Annotated in this window: 10 protein-coding genes; 4 read left to right on the top strand and 6 right to left on the bottom strand. The window is 71.4% G+C overall.

Annotated features, from left to right (window positions below):
• Window positions 1-45: 45 nt before the first annotated feature.
• Entirely contained in the window at window positions 46-2,151 is a 2,106-nt protein-coding gene (locus AB4Y83_RS16005) for a cytochrome c oxidase assembly protein (RefSeq protein WP_442297474.1), read from the bottom strand.
• 26 nt (window positions 2,152-2,177) lie between these two features.
• On the opposite strand from AB4Y83_RS16005, the gene AB4Y83_RS16000 reads away from it, so the two are divergent.
• Window positions 2,178-3,041 carry a maleylpyruvate isomerase family mycothiol-dependent enzyme gene (locus AB4Y83_RS16000; RefSeq protein ID WP_235508686.1) on the top strand — a complete coding sequence of 288 codons (864 nt, stop codon included), beginning with the start codon at window positions 2,178-2,180 and terminating at the stop codon, window positions 3,039-3,041.
• Between the two features lie 190 nt (window positions 3,042-3,231).
• A complete protein-coding gene (locus AB4Y83_RS15995) occupies window positions 3,232-4,020 on the top strand; it encodes a sigma-70 family RNA polymerase sigma factor (RefSeq protein ID WP_442297473.1) in 789 nt (262 codons plus the stop codon).
• Window positions 4,021-4,147: 127 nt separating this feature from the next.
• Here AB4Y83_RS15995 and AB4Y83_RS15990 read toward each other — a convergent pair whose 3' ends face one another.
• Entirely contained in the window at window positions 4,148-4,903 is a 756-nt protein-coding gene (locus tag AB4Y83_RS15990; RefSeq protein WP_442297472.1) for an ANTAR domain-containing protein, read from the bottom strand.
• 232 nt (window positions 4,904-5,135) lie between these two features.
• Here AB4Y83_RS15990 and AB4Y83_RS15985 point away from each other — a divergent pair, with 232 nt between their 5' ends.
• Window positions 5,136-5,648: a MarR family winged helix-turn-helix transcriptional regulator gene (locus tag AB4Y83_RS15985; RefSeq protein WP_442297471.1), complete on the top strand. Its 513-nt coding sequence runs from the start codon at window positions 5,136-5,138 to the stop codon at window positions 5,646-5,648.
• A 1-nt stretch (window position 5,649) separates the two neighbouring features.
• The gene (locus AB4Y83_RS15980) at window positions 5,650-7,395 is read left to right on the top strand and encodes an MDR family MFS transporter (protein ID WP_442297470.1); all 1,746 of its coding nucleotides are present in this window, start codon (window positions 5,650-5,652) and stop codon (window positions 7,393-7,395) included.
• A 162-nt stretch (window positions 7,396-7,557) separates the two neighbouring features.
• Here AB4Y83_RS15980 and AB4Y83_RS15975 read toward each other — a convergent pair whose 3' ends face one another.
• From AB4Y83_RS15975 to AB4Y83_RS15960, 4 genes are all read right to left on the bottom strand, one after another.
• Entirely contained in the window at window positions 7,558-8,757 is a 1,200-nt protein-coding gene (locus tag AB4Y83_RS15975) for an MFS transporter (protein ID WP_442297469.1), read from the bottom strand.
• A 94-nt stretch (window positions 8,758-8,851) separates the two neighbouring features.
• Entirely contained in the window at window positions 8,852-9,589 is a 738-nt protein-coding gene (locus tag AB4Y83_RS15970) for an enoyl-CoA hydratase-related protein (protein WP_442297468.1), read from the bottom strand.
• Between the two features lie 121 nt (window positions 9,590-9,710).
• The gene (locus AB4Y83_RS15965; protein WP_056774358.1) at window positions 9,711-10,787 is read right to left on the bottom strand and encodes an acyl-CoA dehydrogenase family protein; all 1,077 of its coding nucleotides are present in this window, start codon (window positions 10,785-10,787) and stop codon (window positions 9,711-9,713) included.
• Window positions 10,787-11,932 carry an acyl-CoA dehydrogenase family protein gene (locus tag AB4Y83_RS15960; RefSeq protein ID WP_442297467.1) on the bottom strand — a complete coding sequence of 382 codons (1,146 nt, stop codon included), beginning with the start codon at window positions 11,930-11,932 and terminating at the stop codon, window positions 10,787-10,789. Before AB4Y83_RS15960 ends, AB4Y83_RS15965 begins: the two co-directional genes overlap by 1 nt.
• Between the last annotated feature and the right edge of the window lie 384 nt (window positions 11,933-12,316).

Below are 12,316 nucleotides of genomic sequence, written 5' to 3'. Positions count from 1 at the left end.
GAGGCCAATACTACATCGCGTAGTAGTGACGCTCTGACCGCCCGGTCAGCGCCGCGAGCCCTCGTCGCGGCGGGCGAGCGCGGCCAGCCGCTCGTTGTATGCCGTGAGCTCGGCGTCGCCGTCACGGTCGGCCCGGCGGTCCTGCCGCACCGACTCCGCGCTGTCGGTGCGGAACCACTGCAGGGCGACGGTGAGCGCGAGCACGAGGCTCGGCAGCTCGCCGATGGCCCACGCCACACCCCCGCCGTAGCGCTGGTCCGCGAGCGGGTCGGTGACCCACGGGATGGCGACCGTCGGGAAGAAGTCGCCGCCGAGGAGCGTCGTGCCGCTGATCATCGCGACACCGAAGAAGGCGTGGAAGGAGATCGTCGCGAAGAGCACGACGAGGCGCAGCGCCGGGCTCCAGCGCTTGGGGCCCGGGTCGACCCCGACGAGCACCCACGCGAAGAGGTAGCCCGTCAGGACGAAGTGCGCAGTCATGAGCAGGTGCCCCGTGTGCGTCTGCAGGGCCAGCTGGAACAGACCGGTCCAGTAGAAGACGACGAGGCTCATGAAGAAGAAGACCGCCGCGAAGACCGGGTTGCCGACGACGGCGAGGAACCGCGAGTGGATGAGCGCGAGAAGCATCTCGCGCGGGCCGAGCGTGCCGTCGCGGCGTGACCGGAGGGTGCGCAGCGCGAGCGTCACGGGCGCACCGAGCACGAGGAAGATCGGGACGACCATCGCCTCGATCATGTGCAGCGTCATGTGCCACGAGAAGGCGACCCGCCCGTAGATGCCGAGCACGCCGTTGGTGGCGTAGACGAAGAGCAGCCAGCCCACGACCCAGCTGACGGCGCGCATCACCGGCCAGGCGTCGCCACGACGGCGCAGGCGCACGACACCGGCCAGGTAGAGCCCGACCGCCAGCAGGCCGGTGGCGAGGAAGAGCCACTCGACCCGCCAGGCCGTGAGCCACGACATCGCCGTGGGGGCGGGCGGCGCGGGGTAGCCGGTCAGCGAGAGCGCGGCGCTCGGGTCGGCCACCGTCTCCGGCACCGGGGGCTCGCTCCGCGCGAGCGCGGTCGCGACGCCGAACGCGAGCGCCATGACGAGGGTCTCGGCGACGGCGAGGCGCACGAAGAGCCGGCTCCGCAGCCTCCGGGCACCCTCAGCGACGCCGGTGCCGGCGGCGCCGGCACCCGAGGTGCCGGTCTCGTCGATGCGGTCGAGCGTGACGCGCCGGTGCCAGACGCCCGCGACCCCGAGGACCGCGAAGGCCAGGACCTTGACGAGGACGAGGACGCCGTAGGGCGTCGCGAGGTCGGACCACGAGCCGAGCCGCGTCGTCGCCGACATGACGCCGGAGACGCCGAGGGTGACGTAGCAGCAGAGGGCGACGGCGGAGTAGCGGCGGGCGACGACGCCGAGCGCGTCACCCAGGGGACGCCGGAGCACGATCAGTGCGAGGAGTCCGCCGACCCAGACGGCGGCACTGAGCAGGTGGGCGGCGATCGCGTTGACGGCGGTCTCGTGGTCGGCCGACCCGCCCGCGTGGCCGGCGAGGCCGAGGACGAGCAGGCCGAACCCCGAGACGACGGTGAGTGCGAGCGCGACCGCACGAGAGCGGGCCACGGCGGCGACCGAGGCGACGACGAACGCGGCGACCGCGCTGATGAGCCCGACCCGGAGCGGTTCGATCGACCACACCGACCCGGTGAGGTTGCGTCCGAAGAGAGGGTCACTCAGCGGCATACCCGCGGCATCGGCGAACGTGAAGACGACGCCGACGGCCCCCGCGAGCGCCCAGACGAACGCCGCGGCGGTCGCGACCCGGAGGGCGGCGGCGCGGCGCGGCTCGTCGAGCGCGGCGCTCTCGGCGCGCGTGCGGCCGGGGATCATCGTGGCGGCGAGGAGCAGCGAGCCGATGGTGAGCGAGGCGGCGACGTCGTGGACGACCCGGACGAGCGGAAGGGCCCAGCGGACGACCGGACCCGCGTCGGTCAAGCCGCCGGGCAACGGGGCGGCCGCGCCGGTGTAGCGCGCGGCGACCACGCTCGCCAGCAGACCGACCGCGACGACGGCGGCGAGGACGAGCGGGACGAGCCCGGGGACCGGGGAGGTGGGGCCTGTCCGCGGGCCGGCGAGACCGTCTCGCTGCAGGGTTGGCATGCCTCAAGGGTAAGTAGTCTGATGACATGCCCATGCACCCGGCCGCCCCAGACGACCGCAACGGACTGATCGACGCGTTCGACCACTCCGTGCAGTCGATCATCGACCTCGGGCACTCCTGCCGAGACGAGGACTTCGAGATCCAGACCGAGTGCCCCGGCTGGACCGTCAAGGACCAGATCGCCCACGTCGTCGGGGCCGAGAAGTCCTTCGCCGGCATGCCCCGGCCCCAGGTCGAGGTTCCCGACTACCCGCACGTCCACAGCGACTTCGCCCGCTTCGTCGAGGTCGACGTCGAGGCGCGGCGCGGCCTCTCGGGACGCGAGGTCGTGGCCGAGCTGGCCGAGTTCCACCCGCAGCGTGTCGCCGACCTGCGCGCGTCGGACGCCGACATCGACACCGTGATCGGCGGTTTCTTCGGGCCCGAGACGACCTTCGGCGACCACCTGCACCGTCGGATCGTCGACGCCTGGGTGCACGAGCAGGACCTCCGCGCCGCCCTCGACCGGCCCGGCAACCTCGACTCCGCGAGTGCCGCGGTCTTCACCGCCGACATCCTCGCCGCCCTCCCGCGCATCGCCTCGAGGGTCGCCGGCATCGGCGCCGGCCACGCCGTGGTGCTCGACGTGAGCGGTCCCGTCGTCGCGCGCGGTGGGGTGCGCATCATCACCGGTGACGACGGGCGCCCTTACGGGGAAGCACTTTTCAGCGGTAACGACCGGCCCGAGGGTGAGGAGCAGCTCGACGTCACGTCGATCCACCTCACGACCGACGCCCTGACGCGTCGGGCCGCCGGGCGCCGCGGCGTCGACGAGATCCACTACACCGTCACCGGTGACGAGGACATCGCCCGGCGCGTCCTCGAGGCGCTCGTCGTCGTCACGCACTGAGGCCCCTGGGCCGGCTGGTCCCACGCACCGGGAACACCGCCGGGGCCGTCGCTGCTCGCGCCCGCGTATACACCTCGGGACCCCTGGACGGGGCCGAAGTCCACCTTGTGTATATAGGGGCAACGGCCTAGCGTCACTAGTAGTCGGTCAAGCCAGCGCCGCATCGGGGATCCGATCCATCGGAGTTGAAATGACCGACCCATCCGTGGGTCCGCGCAAGGATGCGCGAACCAGAGAGCTCATCAATACCCTGCGCACCTCGGACTCGTCATCCGAGCGCGCCACCGCCCTCGAGACCGTGACCGTGCTGCACATGCCGCTCGCCCGCTCTCTCGCCCACCGCTACTCGGGCAAGGGCCTCGACCGAGAGGACCTCGAGCAGGTCGCGTTCCTCGCACTGCTCAAGGCGCTCCAGCGGTTCGACCTGTCCAAGCCGACCGAGTTCGGCGCCTACGCCACGCCTACCATCACCGGTGAGCTGCGCCGCCACTTCCGTGACCACGGCTGGCTCGTCCGCCCGCCGCGCGAGCTGCAGGAGCGACGCCAGCTCGTCACCGACACGAGGTCACGGCTCGAGCAGCGGCTCGGCCACGACCCGGACGCCGGCGAGCTCGCCCACGAGCTCGACATCACGCTCGATGCCGTCAAGGAGGCCCAGGTCGCGGCGACCAACCTGCGCCCCGCCTCCCTCGACGCGACGACCGCGGACGGTGGCCGTCCGGTCCTCGACCTGCTCGACGCCCGCGGCGACTCGGGGTCCGACCCGGCCCTCGACGAGGGCATCGTCGTGCGCACCGCTCTCGGGCGGCTCCCCGCCCGGGACCAGAAGCTCGTCGAGCTCCGGTTCGGCGGCGACATGACGCAGGCCGAGATCGCGGAGTCCATGGGGCTCAGCGCGATGCAGGTGAGCCGCCTGCTCCGGCGCACGCTCGACGAGCTGCGCCGCCAGCTGTCCGCGGAGGGCATGGCCTCGGCCTGATCCCCCGCCGCTCCGACCGTGGTCCCGMCGCCCGTCAGGCGCGTCGGGACCACGTGTCTTCCAGCGCAGGGTCGTGCCCGCGTGCGCGCCCACGTCGGGCACGTCGGGCGTCGGGCGCCGTGTCGGGTCAGACCGTCGAGTCCGCCGTGGCACCGCCGGCCGGCCCGGCGTGACCGAACTGCGACTCCTGCCCCTGGATGACCTGCGAAGCCACCTGGGCCAGCTTCATGTTGAGCTCCTGCGAGGTGCTGCGCAGCAACTCGAACGCCTCCTGGCCGCTGACGTGGTGCGCCGCCATGAGCAGACCGACGGCCTTGCCGATCTCGCGGTTGCTCGTCAGCCCCTGTCGGAGGGTCGCCGCCTCCTCGCGCGCCCGGATCGCCATGAGCGCGACCGAGGCGAACGAGGCGATGACCGCGCCGACGTCGGCCGACTTCGAGGTGAGCCCGCCGGGGGTGTCCGAGAAGAGATTGAGGGCACCGACCTTGTCGCCCTCCAGCAGGAGCCGGTAGCCGATGGCCGACCGGACCGGCGTCTCGGCGACGATGCGCTCGGTGAAGCGCGGCCACGGGGTCTTCGCGTCGGTGAGGTCGGCGTCATGCTGGTAGGCCTCGGAGACGATGGCGTCGACACACGGACCCTCCCCGACCTCGAGCTCGATCTGGTCGATGCGTCGGGCGATGTCGTCGGTGCTCGCCGCCGTGACGTAGCGGTCGCGCGTGCGCACGAGGAGCGAAGCCCGGTCACAGCCCTCGACGAGGCGTAGCGCGGAGTCGACGAGCGACTGGTGGATCGAGCCGGCGTCGGCGCCGGCATAGATCAGGGCCGACATCTGTCGGAAGGCGTCGTTGATCGTCGGATCGACGGGAACGTCGCTCGTCATGGCACTCCCTGCACATCTGGCCCGACTGCTCCGCACACTGCTGGACGGTTCGGGCACGTGAGTCATCCTCGCACCTCCCCGATGGCGCGAGACCACAGACAACCACATGAGCGCCACACGTGGCGAGACGATCCGATGGCTGGACAAACCTTCGACACGTGAGTTGACAGCCGAGATGGTTCGGGCAAATACTTGCATGCTGCAAGCAAGTAGTTGACCCAGGGGGCATGTGATGGCCGTGAGCAGGGACGAGGCGAACGACGTCTTCCTCGGGCTCCTGCGCGTCCAGAAGCTGCTCGTCGCGGCCAAGCACACCGCCCCTCGGCTCGAGGACGGCGTGGACGTCACGGCATACCCCGTGCTCTTCGTCGTCGCAGGCCAGGGCACCGTCCGCATCTCCGAGCTCGCGACGACGCTGCACAACGACGTCTCCACCGTGAGCCGCCAGGTCAGCGCACTCGTGGCGAGCGGACTGCTCGAGAAGAGCGCCGACCCCAGCGACGGGCGGGCGTGGGTCGTCTCGCTCACCGAGCACGGCAGCGCAGCCCTCCAGCGCATCCAGTCGAGCCGCGCCAGGTGGTTCCAGGGGCTGCTCTCCGAGTGGGACGGCCCTGCCACCGAGGAGTTCGTCGACCGGCTCCGCGAGCTCGGCGACGCGCTCGACAGCAACCTCCGGGCCCGGGGTGCAGCGCCGCCCCCCATGCCCTTCGACTCCACCAGAGCCCAGAAGCAGAAAGAGGACTGACATGTCCGACACCACCGCCGAGCCGCCTCGCGTCGACGCGACCGCGGACGCACCAGCCGGTGCAGGCCCCGACGCGCGACCGGTGCTCTCCCACAAGGAGATCCTGACCATCCTCGTCGGGCTCATGATGGGGATGTTCCTCGCCGCGCTCGACCAGACCATCGTCGCGAGCGCCATGCGCGTCATCGCCGACGACCTCAACGACCTCGCCGGCCAGGCGTGGGTCACGACGGCATACCTCATCACCGCGACGATCACGACGCCGCTCTACGGCAAGCTCGGCGACATCTACGGGCGCAAGAAGCTCTTCATCTTCGCGATCACGATCTTCACGATCGGCTCGATGCTCTGCACGCTGTCGTGGTCGATCCCGTCGCTCGCGGCCTTCCGAGCCGTCCAGGGCATCGGCGCCGGCGGCCTCTTCTCGCTCGCCCTCGCCATCATCGGCGACATCGTGCCGCCGCGTGAGCGCGCGAAGTACCAGGGCTACTTCCTCGCCGTCTTCGGCACCTCCAGCGTGCTCGGCCCGGTCATCGGCGGCTTCTTCGCCGGCCAGGAGACGATCCTCGGCGTCACCGGCTGGCGCTGGGTCTTCCTCGTCAACGTGCCGATCGCCGTCGCCGCGCTCATCGTCGTGACGCGCACGCTGCACCTGAAGCACACGCGTCTCGACCACCGCATCGACTACTGGGGCGCCCTCAGCCTCTCGGTCGCCCTCGTGCCGCTGCTCATCGTGGCCGAGCAGGGACGTGCGTGGGGCTGGGGTTCACCGACCTCCATCACCTGCTACGCCATCGGCCTCGCCGGTCTCGTCGCCTTCTTCCTCTTCGAGCGGTCCATGGGTGAGGAGGCGCTCATCCCGCTGCGCCTCTTCACGAACCGCACCGTCGCGTCGTCGTCGGTCGCCTCCGTCTTCATCGGCATGGGCATGTTCGGCGGCCTCGCCGCGATCCCGCTCTACCTGCAGATCGTCAAGGGCTCCTCGCCGACCCAGGCCGGCCTCCAGCTGCTCCCGATGACCCTCGGGATCATGGCCGGCTCGATCGTCTCCGGTCAGCTCATCTCCCGGACCGGGCGCTACCGCCACTTCCCGATCATGGGCGCGGCGATCCTCGTCCTGTCGCTCTTCGCCTTCCACTTCGTCGGCGCGGACACCCCGCTCTGGAAGACGATGATCGTGATGTTCTTCTTCGGTATCGGCCTCGGCTTCAACTTCCAGCCGCTGACCCTCGCCGTGCAGAACGCCGTCGACCGCCGCGACATGGGCGTCGCCACGTCGTCCGCGACCTTCACCCGCCAGATCGGCGGCACGCTCGGTACCGCGGTCTTCCTGTCGATCCTCTTCTCGCAGGCCGGCACGAAGATCTCCGAGGCGTTCGCGACGATCGCCCCGACCCCGGAGTTCCAGGCGGCCCTGCGCAACCCGACGGGTGGCGACCCGGCCGCCAACAAGGCCTTCATCGAGCAGCTCCAGGCCTCCCAGCAGTCCGGTGGCTCGGGTGCGGGCGTCGGTGGCGCGGCCCTGTCGGACAGCTCGTTCATCAACCAGCTCGACCCGACGCTCGCCAAGCCGTTCCTCGTCGGCTTCTCCGACGCCATGTCGGTCGTCTTCCTCGTCGCCGGCGGGGTGCTCGTCCTCGCGTTCATCGCGACGCTCTTCCTGCCGAACATCGACCTGGGCCCCAAGCCCGGTCAGGCCGCACCGGCGAAGGACGAGGACGTCGTGGTGGCCCCCGCCGGCCACTGACCCTCCGGGCACACCCCGCCCCACCGTCGAGAGGCCACGATCTGTGGCCTCGGAGCAGTCGAAAGGCCACTTCTCGTCGGAGAAGTGGCCTTTCGACGTGGTGGGACCCGCGAAACGTGGCCTTTCGACGGTTCAGTCGGGGGCGTATGCCGTGGGCTCGGGTCAGCGGAGGTTGTGCAGCTCGCGGCGGGTGAGGAACGCGCGCGTGCCCAGGGCCATGACGAAGGCGAAGGCGCCCGCGATGATCGCGACCCAGTAGCCGTGCTGCGGTCCGACGTGGTCGACGACGATGCCCGACACGGCCGAGCCCGCCGCGATGCCGATGATGAGTCCCGTGAGCACGATCGTCATGCCCTCGTTGAGCTGGGCCCTGGGGACGATCCGCTCGATGAGGTTCATCGTCGTGATGAGGGTCGGAGCGGTGGCCATGCCCGCGACGAGCATGAGACCGGCGAGGACCCAGAGGTTGCCGGCAAAGAGCACCGGGATCTCGAGGACCGCCATCCCGAACGTCCCGGCGATGAGGAGCTTGACGAGGCTGCGGCCGTGCGAGACGTGCCCGAAGACGAGGCCCGCGGAGGCCGACCCCACGGCATACAACGCGAGGATGGCGCCGGCGGCGCTCGGGGCGCCCAGCTCCTGCGACACGGCGAGCGTCACGACCTCGTTGACGCCGAAGATCGCCCCCGTCATCACCATGATGAAGGCGAGCGGGATGAGGCCCGGCACCGTGTAGGCGTGCTCGGTGGGTCGCTCGTGGTGCGGCACGACCGGCGGCTCCGTGGACCGTGCCGAGATGAAGATCAGCACGCCCACGGTGTAGGCGATGGTGGCGAACGCGAAGCCCGCCTCGGGGAAGAGCGTCGTCGACAGCCAGATCGCGAGGACCGGTCCGATGACGAAGGTGACCTCCTCCATGACCTGCTCGAACGACATCGCCGCGTGGAGGTTGCGTGGGTCGTCGGCGAAGATGTGCGACCACCGCGCGCGGGCCATCGTGCCGAGGTTGGGAATCGCGCCGCACAGCGGGAACGTGATGAAGAGCAGCCACGAGGGCAGCCCCCGCATCGAGACGAGGAGGGTCATGACGGCCCAGAACCCCGACCAGAGGAAGAAGGGGATGGCGATGCGGCGCTGGCCGTAGCGGTCGACGAGCCGCCCGAGGAAGGGGGCGAAGAGCGCCAGGGAGACCATCCCGACCGCCACCACGGCCCCGGCGAGCGCGTAGGAGCCGGTGCGTGCCGAGACCATCGCGACCACGGACACGGCGAACATCGAGCCTGCCGAGCGGGCGATCAGCCCGCCGGTGATGAAGACGCGTGCCCCCGGCACCTCGAAGAGAGGTCGGTAGGACGCCAGCACAGGTGCTCCTTCGCGGTGGGGGACGGCCAACTTCCCCATCCTTGCACCACGACCCCCGAGGATCCGAAATGCCGGGTTCGTGGTGAGCCGTGCCTCACCCCCCGTGCTTGCGGCGCAGCGACCACATCTGCGGCGAGCGCTCGAGCTCGACGGCGACGTCCCACGGCATGCCCCCGGGCACCGTCTCCCGGCGGAAGCTCGCGACCATCCGTCGGGCGAGAGCGGGGTCCCGGGCGACGCGGCCGGCGACCGCGATCGCCGCGTCCTGCACGTCGCCGTCGTCGTAGGCCGCCCAGGCGAGTCCCAGCGCGACGGCGCGCTCGCCGTCGACCTCGTCACCGAAGAGCCCGAGGGCCGCGGCCGCCTCGCGCCCGGCGACCCGGTTGATGAGCGTGAAGTGGCCGCCGCCGGGGTGGATGCCGATCTGGGCGAAGCCGGGGAGCAGCCGGGCCGTGCGCGAGACGATGCGCAGGTCGGTGGCAAGGGCGAGGTTGAGGCCGGCCCCCACTGCCGCCCCGCGCACGGCCGCGACGGTCGGGACCGCGAGCCCGCCGATCGTCGTGAACGCGGCGTAGACGGTCTCGAGGTTGCGGTAGGCCTCGTCCTCGACAGGGTCACGGCCCGTGTCGGCGAGGACGCTGCGGACCGCTCCCGCGCAGAAGTGGGCTCCGCCCGTGACGACGACGGCACCGACCTCGTCGTCGGCCTCGGCTGTGCGGGCGGCGTCGATGAGCTCGCGCGACATCTCGACGGAGAGGGCGTTGCGGCGCTCGGGCGCGTCGAGGGTGATGAGCGCGACGCCGTCGGTCACGTCGTAGCGGATCTCGGTCATGCGGCGAATCTCCTTGGCTACCAGCGAGCTCGGTGGTTCAGGGGGTCCAGATGGGTCCAGAGGGGTCCAGAGGAAGGGGTCCCGGGTGGTTCAGGGTCGTTCAGGGTCGTTCAGGGTCCGTTCAAGGGGCGTGCTGCGTCTTGGCACGGCCGGTCGTGATGAGGGTCCAGAGTCGGTCGTGACCAGCGGACGAGGCGAGCGCCGTGAGGGTCTCGTCCCAGTCCTGGAGGGAGCCGTACTCGCTGCGCCGGGCGAGGATCGGGCGCGTCAGGGTGTGCAGCTCGTGCTCGAGGGTCGTGCCGATGGCCCCGAGCGCCTGGTGCGACCCGCGGACGACGACCGAGGCGGCGTGCCCGACGCACGACTTGGCGACCCCGACCGCGAAGAGCATCCCGGGGTCGGTCCAGTCGGACGCGGCGGCCCGGGCGACGGCGGCGTCGGTGGCGGCACGGGCCAGGGCCGTCTCGCAGGCGATGTCGGACACGAGGTGCTGCACCGCCTGGAAGCGCCCGATCGGCCGCCCGAACTGCTCGCGCTCGCGCACGTGCGCGAGGACGACGTCGACGACGCGTTCCATGGCGCCGACGACCTGGGCCGAGCGGGCCAGCGCCCCACGCAGGTGGAACTGCTCGCCGATCGCGTGGTCGACGACGATGCCCGCCTCGAGGTCGTCGAGGTCGAACTCGACGGTGTCGCTGGGCTCCCCGGCGAGGTTGCGGCGCTCCTCCACGCCGACGCGGTCGATCGGCACGTCGGCGACCCGCCACTGGTCGCGGTCCTCCCAGAGGGCCACGACGCTGCTCGCGTCGCGCGCCCACGTGACGTTGAGGGCGACCCCGGACGGGTCGGGACGGCATACGGTCCGGAGGCCTCCGTCGTTGGGCAGCCCGGCCGCCTCGAGCAGCCAGCCTCCGAGCACGTCGTGCTCTGCGAGCGGCACGGGCGCGGCCGCCGCGGCGGCGAGCCCGAGCAGCGCTGCGGCGTCGACCCAGCCTCCCCCGCTGCCGCCGGCGGACTCCGAGCCGGTCAGCCGCGTCAGTCCGAGGTCCTCGAGGCGCTGCCACAGGCCGCGGTCGAGGTCGACGACGGCGGTGGGCGTGGCGCGGGTGGCGCGGTAGTCGGCGAAGAGGTCGGTGAGGACCGCGACGAGGTCGGGGTCCGGCGTCGTGGGCGCGGCGAGGTCGCGGGGGTCGGCCATCAGCGCATCCCCAGGCCACGGGCAATGACTCCACGGAGGATCTCGTTGGTGCCGCCACGCAGCGTGAAGCCGGGACGCTGGAGGATCGCGGCGTGCAGGAGGGTGTCGAGCTCCTCGTCGAGGGCCCACCCGGTGGCGGTCAACGTGTCGACGTAGTCGGCGATGTCGCCCTCGCCCGTCGTGCCGAGCACCTTGACGACGGCGGCAGCGGTGTCGGCGTCCTCGGCGTTCTCGAGCGCCGTCGAGACGGCGAACGACATGTGGTGGAGGGCGGCGACCCGGGCGACATGGCGCCCGAGGCCCGGGTCGGTGGGCAGACGGCCGTCGTCCATGGCCTGCGCGGCCGCGGCGAGGAGCTGGAAGGTGGACAGGACGCGCTCGGGCCCGCTGCGCTCGTGGGCGAGCTCGGACGTCACCTGCGACCAGCCCTCCCCCACCTCGCCGAGCACGCGGTCGTCGGCGATGAGGACGCCGTCTAGGTGCACCTCGTTGAAGTGGTGGTCGCCGCCCATCGAGATGATCGGGCGGATCGAGACACCCGGCGCCCGGAGGTCGACGATGAACTGGCTCAGCCCCGCGTGGCGGTGGGCGGGGTCGAGCGGCGCCGACCGGGCGAGCGCGAAGAAGGCGTCGGCCTCGTGGGCGCCGGAGGTCCACACCTTGGTGCCGGTGAGCCGCCAGCCGCCGTCGACCCGCTCGGCGCGGGTGCGGACGCTGGCGAGGTCGGAGCCCGAGTCCGGCTCGCTCATCCCGATGCCGAAGACGACCTCTCCGCGGCTGATCCCGGGCAGGAACGCCTGCTTCTGCTCCTCCGTGCCGTAGCGCAGCAGCGACGGTCCGATCTGCCGCTCGGCGATCCAGTGCGCCGCGACGGGAGCCCCGACGACGAGCAGCTCCTCGGTGACGACGAAGCGCTCGAGAAAGGTGCGGCCCTGCCCGCCGTACTGCTGCGGGATGACCATGCCGAGCCAGCCGCGCCGGCCGAGCTCGCGGGTGAAGTCACGGTCCCAGCGGGTGAGCCACGTGTCGACGTGGGGCACGAACGCGCCGGCCGCGACCTGCTCGGCGAGGAAGGCGCGCACCTCGAGACGCAGCCGGGTCAGGGCGGGCAGCTCCCGCGCACCCGGAGGGACGAGACGGGCCATGCTCACCTTCCTCACGCGACGTCGCAGCGGTTCGTGCGCCACTCTCCCACACGGTCCCTCGCGAGACCCGAGGCCGTATGCCGTCGCGCCGGGTACCGTCCGCCACACCCGGTCCGCATGGTGCCGAGCGCTCACTCGACTGAGCGCGCAACCCCACCCCAATGGCCGCCMAACCAAACTCGAGTGAGCGCCCAACCACACTCGAGTGAGCGCTCAACCCACCCTGGCGGCGCAGGGGGGTCTGTCAGGCGAACGGTGTAACTGGCGTTTTCATGGTTAGAGGTTCTCCGGCGCCGGCATGCGCGCCTCGAAGGTGACCGCGAACGCGTTCAGGGCCGGCTTCCACCGGGTGACCCATCGTGCCTGCCCGAGTCCTTTGGGGTC

The organism is Terrabacter sp. RAF57 (genome assembly GCF_052113925.1).
Taxonomy (GTDB): domain Bacteria; phylum Actinomycetota; class Actinomycetes; order Actinomycetales; family Dermatophilaceae; genus Terrabacter.
The sequence above is the reverse complement of the archived record's forward strand: the minus strand, read 5'-3'. Positions and strand labels throughout refer to the sequence as shown.

Bases quoted from the DNA above. Each gene is read 5' to 3' on its own strand.
- AB4Y83_RS16000 (WP_235508686.1), top strand. From the start codon at position 2,178: ATGCCCATGCACCCGGCCGCCCCAGACGACCGCAACGGACTGATCGAC.
- AB4Y83_RS15985 (WP_442297471.1), top strand. From the start codon at position 5,136: ATGGCCGTGAGCAGGGACGAGGCGAACGACGTCTTCCTCGGGCTCCTG.
- AB4Y83_RS15970 (WP_442297468.1), bottom strand. From the start codon at position 9,589: ATGACCGAGATCCGCTACGACGTGACCGACGGCGTCGCGCTCATCACC.
- AB4Y83_RS16005 (WP_442297474.1), bottom strand. From the start codon at position 2,151: ATGCCAACCCTGCAGCGAGACGGTCTCGCCGGCCCGCGGACAGGCCCC.
- AB4Y83_RS15980 (WP_442297470.1), top strand. From the start codon at position 5,650: ATGTCCGACACCACCGCCGAGCCGCCTCGCGTCGACGCGACCGCGGAC.
- AB4Y83_RS15995 (WP_442297473.1), top strand. From the start codon at position 3,232: ATGACCGACCCATCCGTGGGTCCGCGCAAGGATGCGCGAACCAGAGAG.
- AB4Y83_RS15965 (WP_056774358.1), bottom strand. From the start codon at position 10,787: ATGGCCGACCCCCGCGACCTCGCCGCGCCCACGACGCCGGACCCCGAC.
- AB4Y83_RS15960 (WP_442297467.1), bottom strand. From the start codon at position 11,932: ATGGCCCGTCTCGTCCCTCCGGGTGCGCGGGAGCTGCCCGCCCTGACC.
- AB4Y83_RS15990 (WP_442297472.1), bottom strand. From the start codon at position 4,903: ATGACGAGCGACGTTCCCGTCGATCCGACGATCAACGACGCCTTCCGA.